Origin of the sequence: Streptomyces sp. NPDC093801 (genome assembly GCF_040701585.1) — a bacterium.
GTDB lineage: Bacteria > Actinomycetota > Actinomycetes > Streptomycetales > Streptomycetaceae > Streptomyces.
On record NZ_JBFBDP010000015.1, the window covers coordinates 106,076 to 125,886 of the forward strand.

General features: G+C 73.9%; 17 protein-coding genes. 5 read left to right on the forward strand and 12 right to left on the reverse strand.

What is annotated here, in order from left to right; all coding sequences use genetic code 11:
* Positions 1–168: 168 nt before the first annotated feature.
* Together AB0469_RS19145 and AB0469_RS19150 are read left to right on the forward strand one after the other, a co-directional pair.
* The gene (locus tag AB0469_RS19145; protein WP_366452582.1) at positions 169–1,551 is read left to right on the forward strand and encodes a zinc-dependent metalloprotease; all 1,383 of its coding nucleotides are present in this window, start codon (positions 169–171) and stop codon (positions 1,549–1,551) included.
* On the forward strand, positions 1,548–2,090 hold the full coding sequence (locus tag AB0469_RS19150; protein WP_366452583.1) for an NUDIX hydrolase: 543 nt from the start codon (positions 1,548–1,550) through the stop codon (positions 2,088–2,090). Before AB0469_RS19145 ends, AB0469_RS19150 begins: the two co-directional genes overlap by 4 nt.
* 65 nt (positions 2,091–2,155) lie before the next feature.
* Here AB0469_RS19150 and AB0469_RS19155 read toward each other — a convergent pair whose 3' ends face one another.
* From AB0469_RS19155 to AB0469_RS19170, 4 genes are all read right to left on the reverse strand, one after another.
* Positions 2,156–2,911: an AIM24 family protein gene (locus tag AB0469_RS19155; RefSeq protein WP_366452584.1), complete on the reverse strand. Its 756-nt coding sequence runs from the start codon at positions 2,909–2,911 to the stop codon at positions 2,156–2,158.
* Positions 2,912–2,928: 17 nt separating this feature from the next.
* Complete coding sequence (locus AB0469_RS19160) at positions 2,929–3,609, reverse strand: AIM24 family protein (RefSeq protein ID WP_042810679.1); 681 nt, start codon at positions 3,607–3,609, stop codon at positions 2,929–2,931.
* Between the two features lie 29 nt (positions 3,610–3,638).
* Complete coding sequence (locus tag AB0469_RS19165) at positions 3,639–5,378, reverse strand: TerD family protein (protein WP_366452585.1); 1,740 nt, start codon at positions 5,376–5,378, stop codon at positions 3,639–3,641.
* A gap of 166 nt (positions 5,379–5,544) precedes the next feature.
* On the reverse strand, positions 5,545–6,084 hold the full coding sequence (locus AB0469_RS19170) for a M48 family metallopeptidase (RefSeq protein WP_366452586.1): 540 nt from the start codon (positions 6,082–6,084) through the stop codon (positions 5,545–5,547).
* A 242-nt stretch (positions 6,085–6,326) separates the two neighbouring features.
* Here AB0469_RS19170 and AB0469_RS19175 point away from each other — a divergent pair, with 242 nt between their 5' ends.
* A complete protein-coding gene (locus tag AB0469_RS19175) occupies positions 6,327–7,436 on the forward strand; it encodes a ThiF family adenylyltransferase (RefSeq protein ID WP_366452587.1) in 1,110 nt (369 codons plus the stop codon).
* Between the two features lie 136 nt (positions 7,437–7,572).
* A complete protein-coding gene (locus AB0469_RS19180; RefSeq protein ID WP_366452588.1) occupies positions 7,573–8,901 on the forward strand; it encodes an AarF/ABC1/UbiB kinase family protein in 1,329 nt (442 codons plus the stop codon).
* A gap of 45 nt (positions 8,902–8,946) precedes the next feature.
* On the opposite strand, the gene AB0469_RS19185 is transcribed toward AB0469_RS19180, so the two are convergent.
* The 5 genes from AB0469_RS19185 to AB0469_RS19205 form a co-directional block, all read right to left on the reverse strand.
* Complete coding sequence (locus tag AB0469_RS19185) at positions 8,947–9,153, reverse strand: hypothetical protein (RefSeq protein ID WP_042813622.1); 207 nt, start codon at positions 9,151–9,153, stop codon at positions 8,947–8,949.
* A 175-nt stretch (positions 9,154–9,328) separates the two neighbouring features.
* Positions 9,329–9,661: a hypothetical protein gene (locus AB0469_RS19190; protein ID WP_366452589.1), complete on the reverse strand. Its 333-nt coding sequence runs from the start codon at positions 9,659–9,661 to the stop codon at positions 9,329–9,331.
* Entirely contained in the window at positions 9,658–10,029 is a 372-nt protein-coding gene (locus AB0469_RS19195; RefSeq protein WP_366452590.1) for a WhiB family transcriptional regulator, read from the reverse strand. The genes AB0469_RS19190 and AB0469_RS19195 overlap by 4 nt, the downstream gene beginning before the upstream one ends.
* A 183-nt stretch (positions 10,030–10,212) precedes the next feature.
* Positions 10,213–10,521: a hypothetical protein gene (locus AB0469_RS19200; protein WP_366452663.1), complete on the reverse strand. Its 309-nt coding sequence runs from the start codon at positions 10,519–10,521 to the stop codon at positions 10,213–10,215.
* A gap of 179 nt (positions 10,522–10,700) precedes the next feature.
* Positions 10,701–12,878, reverse strand: a complete 2,178-nt coding sequence (locus AB0469_RS19205; RefSeq protein WP_366452591.1) for an ATP-dependent DNA helicase UvrD2 — start codon at positions 12,876–12,878, stop codon at positions 10,701–10,703.
* Between the two features lie 173 nt (positions 12,879–13,051).
* On the opposite strand from AB0469_RS19205, the gene AB0469_RS19210 reads away from it, so the two are divergent.
* Positions 13,052–13,312 (forward strand): mycoredoxin, encoded by a 261-nt coding sequence (locus AB0469_RS19210; protein ID WP_045949161.1) that lies wholly within the window; start codon positions 13,052–13,054, stop codon positions 13,310–13,312.
* Between the two features lie 66 nt (positions 13,313–13,378).
* On the opposite strand, the gene nudC is transcribed toward AB0469_RS19210, so the two are convergent.
* The 3 genes from nudC to AB0469_RS19225 are packed head-to-tail and all read right to left on the reverse strand — an operon-like array spanning position 13,379 to position 19,786.
* A complete protein-coding gene (gene nudC, locus AB0469_RS19215) occupies positions 13,379–14,320 on the reverse strand; it encodes an NAD(+) diphosphatase (protein WP_042816459.1) in 942 nt (313 codons plus the stop codon).
* 53 nt (positions 14,321–14,373) lie between these two features.
* Positions 14,374–15,807: a dipeptidase gene (locus AB0469_RS19220; protein WP_366452592.1), complete on the reverse strand. Its 1,434-nt coding sequence runs from the start codon at positions 15,805–15,807 to the stop codon at positions 14,374–14,376.
* A gap of 10 nt (positions 15,808–15,817) precedes the next feature.
* The gene (locus AB0469_RS19225; RefSeq protein WP_366452593.1) at positions 15,818–19,786 is read right to left on the reverse strand and encodes a UvrD-helicase domain-containing protein; all 3,969 of its coding nucleotides are present in this window, start codon (positions 19,784–19,786) and stop codon (positions 15,818–15,820) included.
* Positions 19,787–19,811: the final 25 nt, after the last annotated feature.

Below are 19,811 nucleotides of genomic sequence, written 5' to 3' on the forward strand. Positions count from 1 at the left end.
AGTGGGGGCGCGCCGTGACGCGTACCCACCAGGTGATGTCCATCCTGCCGCAGCCCAGGAGTCGGCGGAGCACCGAGCCCGGAAGCGGGAGTGGTGTCTACGCTGGGTGGTGTTGTCGGACCATTGCCCGTCGGCGTCCGCCGGCGGCCCTACGAGCCGAGGAAACCCGTGAGCGACACCCCATTCGGATTCGGCCTTCCGCCGGAGGAGCCGGAGGACGGCGACAAGGGCAAGAAGGGGGGCCAGGGCGGCCCCGCGAATCCGTTCGGGTTCGGCCCCGGCGGCCTTCCCGGCGGAGCGGACAACCCGTTCGCCGCGATGTTCGGTTCGATGAACCCCAATGACCTGGGCGCCGCCTTCCAGCAGCTCGGCCAGATGCTGAGCTACGAGGGCGGTCCCGTGAACTGGGACATGGCCAAGGACATCGCCCGCCAGACCGTCGCGCAGGGCACGGCGGACGGCGTCAAGGACGCCAGCGTCGGCGTCGCCGAGAAGTCGGCGGTCGAGGAGGCCGTGCGCCTCGCCGACCTGTGGCTGGACGGTGTGACCTCCCTGCCGTCGGGCGCCAACGCGGCCGTCGCCTGGAGCCGCGCCGAGTGGGTCGAGGCGACCCTCCCGGTGTGGAAGGAGCTGGTGGACCCGGTCGCCGAGCGCGTCGGCGCGGCCATGGGCAGCGTGCTGCCCGAGGAGATGCAGGCCATGGCGGGCCCGCTGCTCGGCATGATGCGCTCCATGGGCGGGGCCATGTTCGGCCAGCAGATCGGCCAGGCCGTGGGCGTGCTCGCGGGCGAGGTCGTCGGCTCCACCGACATCGGCCTGCCGCTGGGCCCGGCCGGGCGGGCGGCGCTGCTGCCGCTGAACATCGAGAGCTTCGGCAAGGACCTGGGCGTCCCCTCGGACGAGGTACGGCTCTACCTGGCCCTGCGCGAGGCGGCGCACGCCCGCCTCTTCGCACACGTGCCGTGGCTGCGCTCGCACCTGTTCGGCGCCGTCGAGGGCTACGCCCGCGGCATCAAGGTCGACACCTCGAAGCTGGAGGACGTGGTCGGCCAGCTCGACCCGTCCAACCCGGAGCAGCTCCAGGAGGCCCTCCAGGGCGGTATGTTCCAGCCGCAGGACACCCCGGAGCAGAAGGCGGCGCTGGCGCGGCTGGAGACGGCGCTCGCGCTGGTCGAGGGCTGGGTGGACGCCGTGGTGCACGAGGCGGCCAAGCCCCGGCTGACCTCGGCCGACGCCATGCGCGAGACGATGCGCCGCCGGCGCGCCTCGGGCGGTCCGGCGGAGCAGACCTTCGCCACGCTGATCGGGCTGGAGCTGCGGCCGCGCAGGCTGCGCGACGCCTCGCGCCTGTGGGCCTCGCTCACGGACGCGCGCGGGGTCGACGGCCGCGACGGGCTGTGGGAGCACCCGGACATGCTGCCGACGGCCTCCGACCTGGACGACCCGGACGGGTTCGTGCACCGCGAGCAGCTGGACTTCTCGGAGATCGACAAGATGCTCGGCGAGGCCGCCGAGAAGCGCGACCAGGGCGAAGGTGAAGAGAAGAAGTGAGCCTGCACGAGGACGCCGTCCTGGTCCTGAAGGCCTACGAGGGCCGGGACGAGCAGCAGCGCGCGCTGCGCGACGTCTACCTGGAGCACCTGGCGGAGCACCCGGACGGTGTCTACAAGCCCTGCGGGGCGGGGCACGTCACGGGCAGCGCGCTGGTGATCGACCCGGAGGGCGGCCGGGTCCTGCTGACCCTGCACAAGAAGCTCGGCCTGTGGCTGCAGATGGGCGGGCACTGCGAGCCCGGTGACACCACGCTCGCCGGGGCGGCGATGCGCGAGGCGGTCGAGGAGTCGGGGATCGCCTCCGGGCTGACGCTGCTGGAGGGCGGGCCGGTGCGGCTGGACCGGCACCCCATCCCGGCGCCGTGCAACTGGCACCTGGACGTGCAGTACGCGGCGCTGGCCCCGGCCGGCGCGGTGGCGGAGATCAGCGAGGAGTCGCTGGACCTGCGCTGGTTCCCGTACGAGGAGGTCGCCTCGGTGGCCGACACCTCGGTGGTGGAGCTGCTGGAGGCGACCCGGGCCCGCCTGGGCGCCTGAGGACGCGGTGGAGGGGCGGACCCTGCGGGTCCGCCCCTCCACCGCGTGCCGGTGCGGCTGCCGGATCAGTTCCAGACGTTGTTCTGGTTCTGGGCGTGGGCGCCGTGCTGGCCCATGCCGAACTGGGCGGCGATGCCCTGGCCGAGCTGGGCATTCTGCGGAGGCAGCACCTCGCTGGGCTGCACCAGGGCGAAGCCGGTGCCGAGGAAGCTCAGCTCCCAGCCCTCGCCGGTGTTGCCGCGGCGCCGCCAGACACCGGAGGAGTGCGTCTGGGCCTGCATCTGCACGCGCAGGGAGGTGGACCAGGCGACGATCGCGTCGGCGTCGGCGTTGACGTACTTGTCCGGGGTGACCTGCATCATCAGCGGCTGCCCGGAGGTCATCAGGGCGACCTTGCCGCGGCCCGTGATGTTGAGCTGGTACTTGCCGGAGCCGGAGATCCCGTACTGGCTGTCGACCGCGATGACCTCGGTGTGCAGGGTGGAGTCCATGGCGAGGACGTAGCTGCTGTCGACGGTGAGGCCGTCCTGGTCGACGTCGAGGACGTGGACGTGCTGGGCGAGGTTGGCGAAGTAGACCGTGCCCTGCCCGGAGCAGCGCATCAGGTCGAGGCCCTCGCCGGTGCGCAGGCGGGCGCCGCGCTGGTTGCTGCTCTGGTACTCGCCGTCGAAGTCGACGATGCCCTGGTAGGCGACCATCGAGCCCTTGCGGGCGAGGACGTCGTCGGAGCCGGCCAGGGTGACCCGCAGCAGCTGCGGGTTCTGGACGGCGTACCGCTCCTGGGACTGCTGCTCGGCGTAGCCGAAAAGTGAGCTCTGCATGGTGTGTCCGCTCCCCCTCAGCCCCGGGTCCGGAGCCGGTCGGTGCTGTCCTCGCTGGGCTGTACGACGACGATGCCCTGGCCGGAGAAGGCCATCTGGTAGGCCTCTCCGCTGCCCCGGCCGATCAGTGACGAGGCCTTGAAGCTGCTCTTGCCCTTGACCTTGAGGTTCGGGGACCAGGCGACGAGCGCGTCGGGGTCGACGAACGTCTCGTCCTCCCCGCGGCCGCAGTCGACCACGATCGGGGTGCCGCGCGAGGTGATCGCGACCCAGCCGGTTCCGGAGATCTGGACGTTGAACAGGCCCTGGCCGGCGAACTTCGCCATGCCCTTGACCCGCTCGACGCCCCACTGGAGGTGGGCGTCGAAGGCGAGCAGGTTGGTGCCGTTGACGGAGAGGGCGTCGTTGTTGAGGTTGATGCAGACGACGTTCGCGCCGTAGTCGGCGAGGTAGAGCAGGCCGTCGCCGGTGCACTTCATCAGCGGGGCGCCCTCGCCGGTGAGCCACTGCGAGGCCATCTGGCGCAGGGCCGGCGGGTTGGGCTCGTACTGGACGAAGCCCTCGTAGGCGACCATCGAGCCGGTGCGCGCGAAGAGGTCCTGGCCGCTCTGCATGGCGACCTTGAGCATGGCCGAACCGTGGTTCTCCATACGGGCCGTGACGGGGGTCGGGGCGTAGCCCGCGAGCTGCTGGTTCATGGGGTTCATGGCGTTCATGTCGGGCTCCCTCAGACCTCGTACGGCTGGACGACGATGAAGTTGCCGGGGGCGCCGCGGAACTGGAGGTTCACGGTCTCCCCGCTGTGGCCGGGGTAGGCGTTGCGGCGCAGCCGGACCTGGCTGGAAACGATCACCTGGGAGGCGGCCGACCAGGCCACGATGGCGTTGCTGTCGGCGAAGGTGGTCGGGGTGACGGGCAGGACGACGGGGGTGCCGTGCGTCTTGACGATCACGGTGCCGGTGCCCTGGAAGAGCATGGTGAACAGGGCTCCGCCGGGGATGCCGTGGCCCTCGATGCGGCGCACCTCGTGCTGGAGGGACTCGTCGAAGGCGAGGACGCTCTCGGAGGAGACGCAGATGCCGTCGCCCTGGAGCTCGATGGCGTGCAGGTGGGCGCCGTTCTCCGCGAGGAAGAGCTGGCCGCGGCCGGTGCAGCGCATCAGCTGCATCTCCTGGCCGGTGGCGTTGCCGACGATGCGGCCGGCGAAGCCCGCGCCCTTGTAGCTGAAGTCGACCTTGCCCTGGTAGAGGACCATGCTGCCCTGGCGGGCGAGGACGGGCTGGCCGCCGCCCGCCGCGAGGTCGACCCGCATGAGCTGGTGGTTCTGCGCGGTCCAGCGGGCGCCCGTGGGGGCCTCCTTGTACAGCTGGAGCGCGGCGGCGAGGCCCGGTCCGGCCTGCGGGGCGGCCGGGTTGCCGTAGGGGGCCGGGGGCTGCTGGCCGTAGGGGGCCTGCTGGCCGTACGGGGGCTGGCCGGGCTGCGGGTAGCCCTGCTGCTGGGGGTAGCCCTGCTGCTGGGGCGGGACCTGGCCGCCGTAGGAGGGCTGCGGCGGCTGGCCGTAGGGGGCGGGGGCCGGTCCCGGGGGCGGGACCTGGCCGCCGTACCCGTGCTGCTGCGGCTGGCGGCCGCCGTACGAGGGCGGGCCGGGCTGCTGCGGCGGGTGGGGCGGCTGGCCGTAGGGGGCCGCGGGGGCGGGCGGGGTCAGCGGGCCGACCATGGTCGGGGCCGAGTGCACCGGCGCCGGGGGCTGCTGCTGGGGTTGCTGGGCCGGGGTGTACGGGGCGGGGGCCGGGGGCTGCTGCTGGTGGACCGGGGCGCCGTAGGAGGGGGTGGGGGCTGGAGCCGGTGCGGCCGCCTGGGCCGCCTGGGCCGGCGGGGCGAAGCCCGGGGCGGCTCCCTGCGGCTGGGCCGGGACCTGCTGCTGCGGCTGCTCGTCCTCCTCGGCGACCTCGCCGCCGAAGTTCTCCAGGAGCGCGGCGAGCCCGCCGTCGAAGCCCTGGCCGACGGCGGCGAAGCGCCACACGTCCTTGCGGTAGAAGTCGCCGATCATCAGGGCGCGCTCGGTGCTGAACTCCGAGCCCGTGAAGGAGTACCGGACGACTTCCTCGCCGCCGGCCACGATCCGGATGTACCCGGGTCCGATCTGCGACATCTGTCCGTCGCCGTCGAGGGTGGCGGTGAAGGACAGCTTGTGGATGGACGCGGGGACGCGGTCGAGGGTCACCCGGAACGACTCGGTGTCCCCGGCCTGCGCGCCGAGCTGCTGGATGGACTCCTCGGGCGACTTCGGCTGGTTGTAGAAGACGAAGTAGCGGTCGTCCGACAGGCGCTCGTCGGCGTCGAGGCCGAAGCAGCTGATGTCGAAGGTGAGTCCGGGCCCGGCGATCTGGACGCCCACGTACAGATCGGTACCCGCCGTCAGGTCACTGATCCTGGCCTTGTGGCCGCGTTGGAATTCCCTGGCCATACGTCCGACCGTCCCCCGTCCCGAGTGTGAGTGTGCGGCTGCTCGCCCGCGTGATCGTGTGCCGCCGGATGCGTACCCGCGGTTGTGTGCCGCTCAGGCTAACGGCTCCGGACGACATCCGGGCAAGCCGGTACCGACCCGGTACAAACCCGTCCCGTCCGGGAGGTCATTCCTCCCGGGCGGCCGGAATCCGGGGGAGCCGCTCGGCCGCGACCACGCCCTCCAGGAAACCGCGGGCCCGCTCGGTCCTCGGGTACGCCTCCAGCAGCTCCCAGAAGCGGGGGCCGTGGCCCGGGACGAGGAGGTGCGCCAGCTCGTGGAGCAGCACGTATTCGACGACGTACTCCGGCATCCCCTGGAGCCGGTGGGAGAGCCGGATGCTGCCTTCGGCGGGGGTGCAGGAGCCCCAGCGGGTGTTCTGGTTGGTGACCCAGCGGACCGAACGGGGGCGGGCGCGTCCGCCGAGGTACTGCTCGGACAAACGCCCGGCGCGCTCGGTGAGTTCCGTGTCGCCGAGGGTCCGTCTGCTCTCCTGGGCGGCGAGCTTGTCCAGCATGACGCCCACCCAGCGCCGCTCCTCCGCCTCGGACATGCGGGCGGGGATCAGGACGACCGTCCGGTCGCCCTCGCGGTAGGCGGACACGGTCCTGCGGCGGCGGGCGCTCCGGCGTACTTCGACGGCGCGCTGGGAGGGGTCGGCGGGCACGCCTCGACGGTACCCGGTCGCCGCGGCGGGCGTCCCGTACGTCCGCGGTTCGAACAGGATCCCCCGCGGATGCCCCGGGGGTGCCCCCGCGGATGCCGTCGCACACACCCCTCGCATTCATCTCATACGACTGATAACCCCTGCCTGTGGACAAACCTGCGCACCCGTCGCGGCGGGCGGGCATCGTGACGGAGGAACACCGCGGAACGACGGCGGACGGTACGGGGACAGGAGGGGCGGCGATGTATCCGAAGGTGAAGCCGGCGCTGGCGCGGGCGTGGCGGGACCTGCAGACGGTCCAGTTCGGGGTGACGCCGGCGCATGCGGTGGTGCTCGGTCCGGTGGACACGGCCACGGGCTCGCTCATCGACCGGATCGACGGGACGCGCGGCATGGAGCTGCTGCGCGCGGAGGCGCGGGGCATGGGACTGCCGGACGGTCTGGCGGACGGCCTGGTCCGCCGGCTCGCGGGGGCCGGACTGATCGACGACGCCACGGCCGGAGGAGAGCCGGCGCAGGCGGTGCGGAGCCGGCCCGAGGCACTGGAGCGGCTGGGGCCCGACCTGGGCTCGCTGTCCCTGGTGCACCCGGAGCCCGGGGGCGACCTGCGCGGGGTCGCGGCCCGCCGGGCGATACGGGTCCGGGTGCGCGGGAGCGGCAGGGTGGGGGCGCTGATCGCCGCCGTGCTGGCGGGGGCCGGGGTGGGCCGGGTCGAAGTGCTCGACGGAGGGCGGGTGGAGGCGGCCGATGTGGCTCCGGGCGGCCTGGGCCCGGGGAGCGTGGGCCGGCTGCGGGCCGAGGCCGCCCGTGCGCTCGTCCGGGACGCGGCCCCGGGGCGGGCTCCGCGCGAGGGCGAGGCCGGGGGGCCCGGGCCGGAGGTCGCGCTGGTGGTGGTCGCGCCCCGGGACGGCCTGCGGGCATGGGCGCCCGACCCGGCCACGGCCGCAGACTGGGTGGCGACGGGCGTCCCGCACCTGTACGCGGGGGTGCTGGAGGGGACGGGGCTGGTCGGGCCGCTGGTGCTGCCGGGGGTGACGGCCTGCGCGGGGTGCATGGAGCGCGAGCGCGTCGACCGGGATCCGGCCTGGCCGCGGATGCTGGTCCAGTGGCGGTCGGCGCACCGGCGCCGGGAGCGGGCCGCCTGCGATCTGGGACTGTCCACGGCGGTGGCCGGCCTGGCCGCAGCCCACGCCCTGGCCTTCCTCGACGGCCGGCTCCCCGCCTCCACCGGGTCGCGCTGGGAGGCTGCCCTTCCCGCCCTGCACTGGGAGCGCTCGGGGCTGGACCCCCACCCGGACTGCCCGTGCGCGGCGGCGGTGCCGGCGGCGGAGCCCGGGGCGGTGCGGTCGTGAGCGGCCTGACTTCCGCCGGAACCCCGGGAGGAGCCCCGGTCCGGTGGGCGGGACGGCCATGGCAGGATGCGTCGGGGGCCGAGGGGCGCCCCGAACCGCCGCTCGCGGCACAGCAGTCTGGGAACTGGAGGGGCGTATGTCTGATCTTCCCCGGAAGGCGGTCACCCGCACGGTCAAGCTGGCCGCACTGCCGCTCGGCATCGCGGGCCGGGCCACCTGGGGGCTGGGCAAGCGGATCGGCGGCAAGTCCGCCGAGATCGTGGCCCGGGAGCTCCAGCAGCGCACCGCCGAACAGCTGTTCCGTACGCTCGGCGAGCTCAAGGGGGGTGCCATGAAGTTCGGGCAGGCCCTCTCGGTGTTCGAGTCGGCGCTCCCCGAGGAGGTCGTCGGGCCCTACCGGGCCGCGTTGACCAAGCTTCAGGAGGCGGCCCCTCCGCTGCCGGCCGCGCGGGTGCACCAAGTGCTCGCGGAGCGGCTCGGCGAGGACTGGCGGGAGCTGTTCGAGGAGTTCGAGGACAAGCCGGCCGCGGCCGCCTCCATCGGGCAGGTGCACCGGGCGGTGTGGCACGACGGGCGGCAGGTGGCGGTCAAGGTCCAGTACCCGGGGGCCGGGGAGGCGCTGCTGTCGGACCTCAGGCAGCTGGGCCGGTTCGCCGGGCTGCTGGGCCCGCTCATCCCGGGCATGGACGTCAAGCCGCTGATCACCGAGCTGCGCGACCGGGTCGCGGAGGAGCTGGACTACGAGCTGGAGGCCGAGGCCCAGCGCACCCATGCGGACGCCTTCGACGGGGACGAGGACGTGGTCGTCCCGGACGTGGTGCACCAGGGCGACCAGGTGCTGGTGACCGAGTGGCTGGAGGGCACCCCGCTGTCGGAGATCGTCGCCGACGGCACGCAGGAGGAGCGCGACCGGGCCGGCCAGTTGCTGACCCGCTTCCTCTTCTCCGGTCCCGCGCGCACCGGGCTGCTGCACGCCGATCCGCACCCGGGGAACTTCCGGCTCATATCCGGGGCCGACGGCCGGATGAGGCTGGGCGTGCTGGACTTCGGCACGGTGGACCGGCTGCCGGGCGGCTGGCCCAAGCCGATCGGCCGGTCGCTGCGGATGACCCTGGAGGGGGACGCCGAAGGCGTCTACGGACACCTGTGCGCCGAGGGTTTCGTGAAGGAGTCCATCGAACTCGACCCGGACGCCGTGCTCGACTACCTCAAGCCGATCATCGAGCCCGCCGAGGCCGACGAGTTCACCTTCACCCGGTCGTGGCTGCGCGGACAGGCGGCCCGGATCGCCGATCCCCGCTCCCCCGCACACCAGTTGGGGCGGCAGATCAACCTGCCGCCGTCCTACCTGCTGATCCACCGGGTGACGCTCAGCACCATCGGGGTGCTGTGCCAGCTGGGTGCGACGGTGCGGCTGCGGGACGAACTCGACGCCTGGCTGCCCGGGTTCGCTCCCGAGGACTGAGCGCCCGTCCGGGCGGTGGGGCTGGGGCGGCCGGCCGAACCGGCGTCACCACCAGGAGGAGTCGAGCCGGCCTTCGATCGCCCGGAGGTTGGCGCGCGCGCAGTCGACGCAGAAGTACTGTCTGGTCCCGTTCTCCACGGAGCAGGTCCAGGTGGGCGGGGCGCCGTTCGGGGAGCGGGCACCGCAGCGCGCGCAGACGACGGGCTGGTCCTCGGGTCCCCGCTGGGCGGGGTGGGGATTCGGCTGGTCCACCACCAGACGATATCCCCGGCGGGCCGTGCCGGCCCCGCAACGCACCGGAGGGACCGGTCCGTTCGGACCGGTCCCTCCGGGGAGTGCCGCAGCCTGCCGGGGTCGGCCGGCTGCGGCGGTGCTCAAGCCGTCTTCATGCCGTCCTCGAGCCGGTTTCCGGCCCGGTGCGGGACGGTCAGTGCATGACGGCCATGGCCAGCGCACGCCGGGCGCGCAGGGAAACGCGCTCGGCCTTGCGCTGCATGCGCCGGGCGGTGACCAGGCGCACGGCGTGACGCTGGGCGTCCACCTCGCGCAGCCGGTCGTCCATATGCGCACGGGCCAGGGCTTCTGGGATGAGTTGCATTTCGCGGGTCCTGTTCTGACGCGAGGTGATCGCGCCGGTGGTGATGAAGTCTGCGGTGGCGGAGCCGTTCGGCTGCTCGCTCGTGGTGGCGTGGGGGGACATGGGGGCCTGCTTCAAGGGGTCGTGCGTCAGAGGGCGGTCGATGGTTCCGGTGGCGGTCATGCCGCAGCAACCGGGTTCTTGCGCGGGCGGCCGCGGGGACGCTTGCGGGCCACGATCACGCCCTGGACGAAGAGCTCTCCGCCCCAGACGCCCCAGGGCTCGCGGCGCTCCTTCGCGCCGGCGAGGCAGGCCTCGACCAGCGGGCAGGTGCCGCAGAGGGACTTGGCGTACTCGACGTCCGCCGGGGACTCGGCGAAGAAGACCTCGGGGTCGAAGGTGCGGCAGGGTACCGGGACGCCGAGGTTCTCGATGGCGTCGTCGAGCGCGGTGAGCGCGGTGAGGGGGGTCAAGGCGGGGTCCTCCGGGACTGCGGGCGGGGAGATCGTTCGGGTCTGGGTCACGGACGGGGCGTGCGCTTCGAGTTGCACGGTTGTCTCTTCCTCGTCTTGTTCGGCTAGTCGTTCCGGCCGGTCGGCCGGGTGGCGGCTGCTACCTGGTCCTGCCAGTCCCGAGGCCCCTTCGCTCCGTCGTCCCCGGTCGGGGACAAACAGAAGGGCCGCGGATCCCGGGTGGGGTTCCGCGGCCCTGAAGGCGCCGGCCTGATCATGCGATCAGGCTGGATCACTCCAGGGTTCGAGCCCACGGAAGGCCCACATCAGGTGGTGCTGCTGCTTCGTCGTCTTCGTCAGGAATCCGGCACCGGCTGCGGCCGCGAAGCCATAGGCGCCATGCGCCTGCTGGGCTTCCGCTACTGCCACCAGTGCCTTGGTCGGTCGCTCATTGCGCTCGCTGACCGGAAGGGTCGCCAGCAGGGCGGGCTTGTCGGCGGAAATCGCGGACAGACCGGTGCCCCGGAGGGAGACGGAACCGAGCAGGCAGGAAGCGTCGACCGAGCGATCGGTCATTTTGGTGAAGGTCATGAAGCTGGTCACTGGTCTCGCCTCCTCTCGGCGTCTCGGGGACCCGGCCCGAGGGCCTGTCCCATGCGTATTCGGATAAGTACAGCACGGATCCGGGGCTTCGGAGAAGCCACCGTTTCCGTTGCTAAGAACCTATGGGGATCCGTGCGGCATGTGCAAACTATTTTTCCGACGAGTTTCTACGCGTCGTCAGGATCCTCGCCCGCAGGCTCCTGGCCTGCGCAGATCGCCAGGACGTCGGTCCCGTACCGGTCGAGCTTGCGGCCTCCGACTCCAGAGATCATCGAGAGCTCGCCCGGCTCGGAGGGCGCGGCCTCCGCGATGGCCATCAGCGTCTTGTCCGTGAAGACGCAGTACGCGGGCAGCCCCTGGAGCTTCGACTGGCCGGCCCGCCACTCGCGCAGCCGCTCGTAGAGGCCCTCGTCCATGTCGGACGGGCAGTCCCCGCAGCGCATCAGCTTCATGTCCCCGGCCTCGGTCAGGGTCCTGCCGCAGACCCGGCACAGCGCCGGCCCCCGGCTGCCGCGCCTGCGGGCCCCGCGCTCGGCCGGGGCTCCCGTCCGCGCCGAGGGGGCCGCCGAGCCCGGCCGCAGGCCGTTCAGGAAGCGGCTGGGGCGGCGGGAGGCCCGGCCCCCCGGAGCCCGCGAGAGCGCCCAGGAGAGCGTCAGGTGCAGCCGTGCGCGGGTGACCCCGACGTACAGCAGCCGGCGCTCCTCCTCGACCTGCTCGTCGGTCTTGGCGTAGGTGATGGGGACCATGCCGTCGGTGAGGCCGACGAGGAAGACGGCGTCCCACTCCAGGCCCTTCGCGGCGTGCAGCGAGGCGAGGGTGACACCCTGGACGGTCGGGGCGTGCTGGGCGGCCCTGCGCTCGTCCAGCTCGACGGTGAGCTCGGCCAGGCCGGCGCCGGGCCGGCTGCGGGCGAAGTCCTCGGCGAGGCGGACCAGCGCGGCCAGCGACTCCCACTGGTCGCGCACGGCGCCCGAGCCGGCGGGCGGCTCGGCGGTCCAGCCCGTGGAGCTGAGCACGGCCCGGACCTGGGAGCCGAGCTCCACGACGTCGTCGAGCAGCGGGTCGTTGCCGGCGGAGCGGGCGGCTCCGCGCAGGGCGAGGACCGCCTTCTGGACCTCGGCACGCTCGAAGAAGCGCTCGGCGCCGCGCAGCTGGTAGGGGACCCCGGCGTCGGCGAGGGCCTGCTCGTAGACCTCGGACTGGGCGTTGATGCGGTAGAGCACGGCGATCTCGCCGGCCGGGACCCCGGCGGCGATCAGGTCGCGGACCCGGCGGGCGACGCCCTCGGCCTCGGCCGGCTCGTCGGGGTACTCGGCGTAGACCGGGTCGGGGCCGGGCTCGCGCTGGGAGAGCAGCTCCAGCCGGTGCTCGGCGGCCCGCCCCCGGGCCTGGGCCAGCAGGCCGTTGGCGAGGTGGACCACCTGGGGGGTGGAGCGGTAGTCGCGGACCAGCTTGACGACGGTGGCGCGGGGGTAGCGGGTGCGGAAGTCGAGCAGGTGGTCGGGGGTGGCACCGGTGAAGGAGTAGATGGTCTGGCTGGCGTCGCCGACGACGCAGAGGCTGTCGCGCTCGCCGAGCCACAGCTCCAGGAGCCGCTGCTGGAGCGGGCTGACGTCCTGGTACTCGTCCACCACGAAGTGCTGGTACTGGGCGCGGATCTGCTCGGCGATGTCGTGCCGGTCCTGGAGGATGCCGACGGTGAGGAGCAGCACGTCCTCGAAGTCGATCATCCCGCGGTCGCGCTTGAGCTGCTCGTAGGTGCTGTAGATCTGGGCGATCTCGGCCGTGTCCCTGGGGGCCTCGCGGCCCGCCTTGAGGGCGGCGGCCGGGTAGTCGGCGGGGACGGTCTGGGTGACCTTGGCCCACTCGATCTCGCCGGTGACGTCGCGCAGCTCGTTGCGGTCGAGGCGGACGCGGCAGCGCGCGCCGGCCTCGGCCACGAACTGGATCTTGCGCTCCAGGAGCCGGGGGAGGTCGCCGCCGACGGCCTTGGGCCAGAAGTACTGGAGCTGGCGCAGGGCGGCGGAGTGGAAGGTCCGGGCCTGGACCCCGCCGGCGCCGAGGGCGCGCAGCCGGCCGCGCATCTCCCCGGCGGCGCGGTTGGTGAAGGTGACGGCGAGCACGCTGGCCGGCATGAGCTGCCCGGAGCGGACCCCGTACGCGATCCGGTGGGTGATCGCGCGGGTCTTGCCGGTACCGGCTCCGGCCAGCACGCACACCGGGCCGCGCAGGGTCGTGGCGACCTCGCGCTGCTCCGGGTCGAGGCCCAGGAGCACGGCGTCGGCGTCGGCCGCGCCGGTGCCCGGGCCGGCCGGGAACGATGAGGAGTGCGTTGCTGCTGTCACCCCAACATGCTGCCAGGTCGGGTGGGGCGGCCGGGAAATCCGTCCACAGGACCGGGCAGGTTGTCGGATGGGTCATACCGGGCGGCGGCCGGGAATGGCCCGGGGGCGGCGTACGTTCGAGTACTCGGACCGGGCGGGGCTCCGGTTCCCCCAGACCTCACAGAGGAGCGAGCATGCAGGACACGGGCACGGTCACGATGTACAGCACCACCTGGTGCGGCTACTGCCGTCGGCTGAAGACGCAGCTGGACCGCGAGGGCATCGCGTACAACGAGATCAACATCGAGCTCGACCCGGAGTCCGCAAAGTTCGTGGAGCAGGCCAACGGCGGCAACCAGACCGTCCCGACCGTGCTCGTGAAGTCCTCCGCCGGCAACGAGTCCGTCATGACGAACCCGAGCCTCGCCCAGGTCAAGCAGGCCCTGGCGGTCTGAGGGCCGCCCGGCCCGCGGCAGCGGAAGGCCCCCGCCGAGGCGGGGGCCTTCCGCACGTGACGGACGTTACGGCGCGGGCTTGGGCAGGGGCCGGCCGTACCAGAGCTCGACGAGCCGGGCCGCGATCGAGATCCCCGACGGCGGGACGACCGCCCCGGACTCGAACGCCTCGCGCAGCTCCTCGCGGGAGAACCAGCGGGCCTCCTGGATCTCCTCGCCGTCGACCGTGATCTCGGAGCTGACGGCGCGGGCGTTGAAGCCCAGCATCAGGCTGTACGGGAAGGGCCAGGGCTGGCTGGCGACGTACTCGACCTCGCCGATCCGCACGCCCGCCTCCTCCCACACTTCGCGGACCACGGCCTGCTCGATCGACTCGCCGGGCTCCACGAAGCCGGCCAGCGTGGAGAAGCGGCCCTCGGGCCAGTGCACCTGGCGGCCCAGCAGGGCGCGGTCCTGCTCGTCGGTGACCAGCATGATCACCGCCGGGTCGGTGCGGGGGTAGTGCTCGGCGCCGCAGCCGGGGCAGCGGCGGATGTGCCCGGCGGCGGCGACCACCGTGCGCTCGCCGCAGCGGGAGCAGAAGCGGTGCATGCGCTGCCAGTTCTCCAGCGCCACCGCGTGCACCATCAGCCCGGCGTCGCGCGGGGACAGCAGCAGGCCGGCCTCGCGGAGCCCGGCGGGGCGGGCCGACTGGTCCATGCGGCCCGGCAGCGAGTCCTTCTGCAGGGCGAAGTACCGTACGCCGTCCTCGTCGGTACCCAGGAAGTACCGGTGGGTCTCGGTGGCCGGGGCCTCGAAGGCCGCGGTCATCACGATGCCGGTGCCGCCGTCGGGGGTGTCGTCGATCAGCACCTGGCCGCCGGAGACGACGAAGACGCGGGTCGTCGGGTGGCTCCAGGCGGCGGCGAGCCAGGCCTCGTCGAGGCGGTGGTGCGCGGCGCGGTCTATGTCGCTGGGCGCGGTGAGCGACAGTGGGCGCTCGGTGTGCGTGCTCACGGGTACTTCCAACTCCCCCGGTGGATGGGACAAGGCAGGCGTACGGACGCGGGTGGTGCGTGCGGTCAGGCGGTGGTGGCGGCGGCCGCCGCGACGGGCGCGGGCGGGGCCCAGTTCTCGGCGAGGTCGCCCCACAGGTGGGCGGCGGTCTCGACGCCCTTGAGGAGCAGGTCCAGCTCGACCTTCTCGTTCGGGGAGTGCCAGCCGTCGGAGGGGACGGAGATCCCGAGGAAGAGGACGGGCGCGTCCAGGACGTCCTGGAGGTCGGCCGCCGGTCCCGAGCCGCCCTCGCGGGTGAAGCGGACCTGCTGCCCGAAGGCGCGTCCCATGGCGCGCACGACGGACCGGAGCGCGGGGTGGTCCAGCGGGGTGAGGCAGGGGCGGGTGGGCGCGCCGAAGGTGATCGAGTGCCGGATGCCGGCGGGCACGCGGGCCGCGACCCATGCGCGTACGGCGTCCTCGACCTCGTACGGGTCCTGCCCCGAGACCAGGCGGAACGAGAGCTTCAGGTGGGCGGAGGCGGGGACGATGGTCTTGCCGCCGGGGCCCTGGTAGCCGCCGCCGATGCCGTTGACCTCGGCGGTCGGGCGGGCCCAGACGCGTTCCAGGGTGGAGTAGCCGGCCTCGCCGGAGGCGGCGTGGGACTTGGCCGTGCGCAGCCACTCGGCCTCGTCGAAGGGCAGCTCGGAGATCAGCCGGCGCTCGGCGTCGGTGAGTTCGGTGATGCCGTCGTAGAAGCCGGGGATCGTGACCCGCTCGTCCTCGTCGTGCAGGGCCGCGACCAGGCGGGCGGCGACGGTGGCCGGGTTGGGCACGGCTCCGCCGAAGGCGCCCGAGTGGATGTCCTGGTCGGGGCCGTGGAAGTCGATCTCGCAGTCGGCGACGCCGCGCATGCCGGTGCAGACGGTGGGGGTGGTCTCGGACCACATGCCGGTGTCGGAGACGATCACGACGTCGGCGGCGAGCTCGGCGGCGCGGGCCTCGACGAGCGCGCGGAAGTTCGGGGAGCCGGATTCCTCCTCGCCCTCGACGAGGAGCTTGAGGTGCACGGCGGGAGCCCCGGCGCCGGTGGCGGCGAGGTGGGCGCGGACGCCGAGGGTGTGGAAGAAGACCTGCCCCTTGTCGTCGGCCGCGCCGCGCCCGTACATCCGGCCGTCCTTGACGACGGGCTCGAAGGGCTCGGTGTGCCAGCCGTCGGCGAGGGCGGCGGGCTGGACGTCGTGGTGGCCGTAGACGAGGACGGTGGGGGCGGCCGGGTCGGCGGCCGGCCAGTGGGCGAAGACGGCGGGGGCGCCGGCCGTCTCCCAGACTTCGGCGACCGGGAAGCCGGTCTCCTTCAGCTTCGCGGCGAGCCATTCGGCGCTGCGGCGTACGTCGCCCGCGTGCTCGGGCTGCGCCGACACGGACGGGATGCGCAGCCACTCGGCGAGGTCGTCGAGGAAGGCCGTGCGGTGCGTGTCGATGTACGTGCGGACGACGTTGTCCGGGGTTTCGCTCATGGCCACGAGCCTAGCCGTCCACCTGGTGGGCACCGTCCGTGCCCGATTTGCCTTGGAGGATCCGCTCAAGACGCTCCCGGCCGGGGAGGTCGCGGGGGCGGATCACGCGGCCGCTGCGGACGTGGAGGAAGGCGGCGGCGACCCGGTCGAGGGGGGTGCCGGTGGCTTCCGCCCAGGCGAGGCGGTAGACGGCGAGCTGGAGCGGGTCGGCCTGCGTGGTGCAGCCGGTCTTCCAGTCGACGACCTCGTACGAGCCGTCGGGGTTGCGGTAGACGGCGTCGATCCGGCCGCGGATCACCCGGCCGGCGAGGGTGAGCTGGACGGGGGCCTCCATCCTGTACGGGGTGCGCTCGGCGTACTCGCTGCGCTCGAAGGCGGCCTTGAGGGCTTCGAGGTCGGCGGTGTCGGCGATCTCCTGGTCGGTGCCGGGGAGGTCGGCGGCGGGGTCGAGGACGTCGAGGTGGGGCAGGGGCAGCGCGTCGAAGCGGGACTCGACCCAGGCGTGGAAGCGGGTGCCCTGGCGGGCGGCGGGCTGGGGGGGCTTGGGCATGGGGCGGGCGAGGTCGCGGACGAAGGCCTGCTCGTCGGCGGCGAGCCGCAGGAGCTGGCTGGCGGAGAGGGCGGGCGGCAGCTCCACGTCGCGCACGGCGGCGCGGGCGCGCAGCAGCTCGCCCTCCAGGGCGTCGAGGTCGCGGTCCCAGGAGGCGATGGTCCGCGCCTCTTCGGGGGTCAGCCCGGCGCCCTCCGGTGCGCGGCCGCGGGAGGACGGCCGCCCGGGCTCGCCGGCGTACGGACCGTCGTGTCCCGCCCCGTCCCCGGGCAGCACGGCCTCGCCGGCCCACAGGTCGTCGGCGGCGTCGGCGGGCTCGGGCCGGAGGACGGGTTCCCCCACCCCGCCCCTTCCCGAAACCGGGGCTCCGCCCCACGGGTCCTCGGGCATGGCTTCGCCGGGCCACTGGTCGTCCGGGGCAGGGGGGGCGTCGGCGTCACCGGGCAGCCCGCTGCCGGCCCCGGGTCCCGCCGTGCGGGGGGCGGGGACGGCTCCGGTGGGCCGGGGGCCGGGTGCGTGCCCGTCCGGGGCTGCGGCCCAGGGGTCCGCGCGCACGGCCTCGCCGGCCCACAGGTCGTCGGCGGCGGGCTGGGAGGGGCTGCGGCGGGGCGGGGCCGGGGCTTCGCCCCGCGGGTCCTCGGGGATGGCTTCGCCCGCCCAGAGGTCGTCGGCCGGGCCGCCGGCGGGCGCGGTCGGATCGGCCCCGGGCAGGGTCGGGTCCGCCGGCACGGCTTCGCCCGCCCAGGGGGTGCCGGGGGCTTCGGGTTCCGTCGGTGGGGGTTCGTCCTCGTAGGACGGGTCCTCGCAGTCGGGGGGCCAGAGGAAGGTGTCGCCGGACGGGTCCGGGGCGCGGGTCGGCGTCGGGGCCCGGTCCGGGGCTGCCGGTCCGGCCAGGGTCGTGAGGTGGGCTTCGACCAGGGCCGCCGCCTCGCGGCGGAGGGTCAGGGACGCCGGGTCCAACGGCAGGGGCCAGGAGTGGTCCGGGCCGGCGTTCTCGGCCAGGGCCGGGTTCTCGGCGTCGGGGGCGGGGGCGTCCGCCCAGGCCTCGATCTCGCCGTGGCCCCGGGCGCAGTGGTCGTGGAGGGCCCGGAGGAAGGCCGACGGGCCCCGGCGGCGCTTCTGGGTGGGGCCCCACCAGTGGCCCGAGGCCAGCAGCAGGGAACGGGGGCGGGTGAAGGTGACGTAGCCCAGGCGGAGCTCTTCCGTCTCCTTGTGGGACTTCAGGGCCGCCTTGAAGGACTTCAGGCCCGCCGAGGTCCACGCCGGGTCGGCCGGGAGGGTCTCGGCGTCGCCGCGCAGGGCGTACGGGAGCACCTTCGGGTACGCCGTCCAGGCCTCCGGGGCCTTCTCCTTCGGGAAGGAGCCCGCGCACAGGTCGGGGACGACCACCACGTCCCACTCCAGGCCCTTCGACTTGTGGGCCGTGAGGACCTTCACCGTGTTCTCCCCGCCCGGCAGGGCGTGGTCCAGGCCCTTCTCGTACTGGGCGGCCGTGCGCAGGAAGCCCAGGAAGGCCAGCAGGGTGGCCTCCCCGTCCAGCGCGGCGAAGCCGGCCGCGACGTCCAGGAAGTTCGAGAGGGTCTCGCGCCGGCGGGCCGCCAGGGCGTGGGGGGAGGCCGCGAGCTCCACCTCCAGGCCCGTGGTGGTCAGGACCCGGTGCAGGACGTCCATCAGCGGGTCGGAGAGGGAGCGGCGCAGGTCGCGGAGCTCCTGCGCGAGGTGCGCGAAGCGGACCCGGGCGGCCGCGGAGAAGGGGAGGTCCTGGGCGGCCGAGCCGTCCAGGAAGGTCTCCAGGGCGTCGGCCAGGGAGACGACCTCGGCCGGGTCGACGCCCTCGACCGCCGCCGCCAGGCGGCCGTCGGGGCCGGCGGAGGCGTCGGGGCGGGCCACCAGCTGCCGGGCCAGGCGGCCGAGCAGCGCCAGGTCGCGGGCGCCGATCCGCCAGCGCGGGCCGATCAGGAGGCGGACCAGGGCGGCGTTGGCGCCGGGGTCCTGGAGCACCTCGCAGACCGCGACCAGGTCGGCCACCTCGGGCAGGTGGAGGAGGCCGGACAGGCCGACGACCTCCACCGGGACGTCCCGGGCGACCAGCACCGCCTGGATGCGGGCGAAGTCGGCGGCCGAGCGGCACAGGACCGCGATCTCGCCCGGTTCCGTGCCCGTCCGCACCAGGTGCGCGACGGAGTCGCCGACCCACTCCAGCTCCTCGGCGTGGGTGGGCAGCAGCGCGCAGCGGACCAGGCCGTCGTGTTCGGCGCCCGGGGCGGGGCGCAGCGCCTCGACGCCCTCGTGCAGGGTGCGCAGCGGGGCGGCGAGCCCGTTGGCGAGGTCGAGCAGGCGGCCGCCGCTGCGGCGGTTCTCGCTGAGGGAGAGCCGGGTCGCGGGGCTGCCGTCGGCGTGCGGGAAGTGCTCGGGGAAGTCGTCGAGGTTGGCGACGGACGCGCCGCGCCAGCCGTAGATGGCCTGGCAGGGGTCTCCGACGGCGGTGACGGCGTGTCCCGCGCCCCCGCCGAAGAGGCCGGACAGCAGCAGCCGCTGGGCGACGGAGGTGTCCTGGTACTCGTCGAGGAGGACGACGCGGAACTCCTCGCGCAGCAGGGAGCCGACCTCGGGGCGGGTGGTGGCGAGCCGCGCGGAGAGGGCTATCTGGTCGCCGAAGTCGAACAGGTCGCGGGAGCGCTTGGCCTCGCGGTAGCGCACGACGAGCTCCAGCAGCTCCAGGCGGCCGCGGACGGCCGCGGGCGCCTTGCGCAGGTCCTCGTTGGTGAGCCGGGTGTCCGCGAGGACGCCGAGGAGCTCCGTGTCGTACGCGCGCAGCTCCGCCGGCTCGACCAGGTGCTCGGAGAGCTCGGCGTCGAGCGCGAGGAGGTCGCCGACCAGGTCGGGGAGGGACTTGGTGAGGGCGGGGTAGGGGCCGGGGGCCTCGCGGAGCACCTTGGCGGCGAGCTGGAAGCGGGTGGCGTCGGCGAGGAGGCGGGCGCTGGGTTCGAGGCCGATGCGCAGGCCGTGGTCCTTGAGGAGCTGGCCGGCGAAGGCGTGGTAGGTGGAGATGCGGGGCTCGCCGCCGGCCGCGTCGGGGCCGGCCGGGTCGGGGGTGCCCCCGGGGAAGCCGGGGGGAGGGTCGGGGTCGGTGATGCCGGCCCGTGCGAGGGCTTTGCGTACGCGTTCGGCGAGTTCTCCGGCGGCCTTGTTGGTGAAGGTGAGGCCGAGGACCTGCTCGGGGGCGACGGCGCCGGTGCCGACGAGCCAGACGACGCGGGCGGCCATGACCGTGGTCTTGCCGGAGCCGGCTCCGGCGACGATGACCTGGGGGGCGGGCGGAGCGGTGACGCAGGCCAGTTGTTCGGGCGTGAAGGGGATCCCGAGGAGCTCCTTGAGCTGCTCGGGATCGTCGAGGACGGGGGTGCGCCCGGAGTCGTACGCGGTCACCTCAAAAGGCTAGCCGCCCGCGCCG

Bases quoted from the DNA above. Each gene is read 5' to 3' on its own strand.
- AB0469_RS19155 (WP_366452584.1), bottom strand. From the start codon at position 2,911: ATGCAGAGCTCACTTTTCGGCTACGCCGAGCAGCAGTCCCAGGAGCGG.
- AB0469_RS19160 (WP_042810679.1), bottom strand. From the start codon at position 3,609: ATGAACCAGCAGCTCGCGGGCTACGCCCCGACCCCCGTCACGGCCCGT.
- AB0469_RS19165 (WP_366452585.1), bottom strand. From the start codon at position 5,378: ATGGCCAGGGAATTCCAACGCGGCCACAAGGCCAGGATCAGTGACCTG.
- AB0469_RS19175 (WP_366452587.1), top strand. From the start codon at position 6,327: ATGTATCCGAAGGTGAAGCCGGCGCTGGCGCGGGCGTGGCGGGACCTG.
- AB0469_RS19180 (WP_366452588.1), top strand. From the start codon at position 7,573: ATGTCTGATCTTCCCCGGAAGGCGGTCACCCGCACGGTCAAGCTGGCC.
- AB0469_RS19190 (WP_366452589.1), bottom strand. From the start codon at position 9,661: ATGACCGCCACCGGAACCATCGACCGCCCTCTGACGCACGACCCCTTG.
- AB0469_RS19200 (WP_366452663.1), bottom strand. From the start codon at position 10,521: ATGACCTTCACCAAAATGACCGATCGCTCGGTCGACGCTTCCTGCCTG.
- AB0469_RS19210 (WP_045949161.1), top strand. From the start codon at position 13,052: ATGCAGGACACGGGCACGGTCACGATGTACAGCACCACCTGGTGCGGC.
- AB0469_RS19220 (WP_366452592.1), bottom strand. From the start codon at position 15,807: ATGAGCGAAACCCCGGACAACGTCGTCCGCACGTACATCGACACGCAC.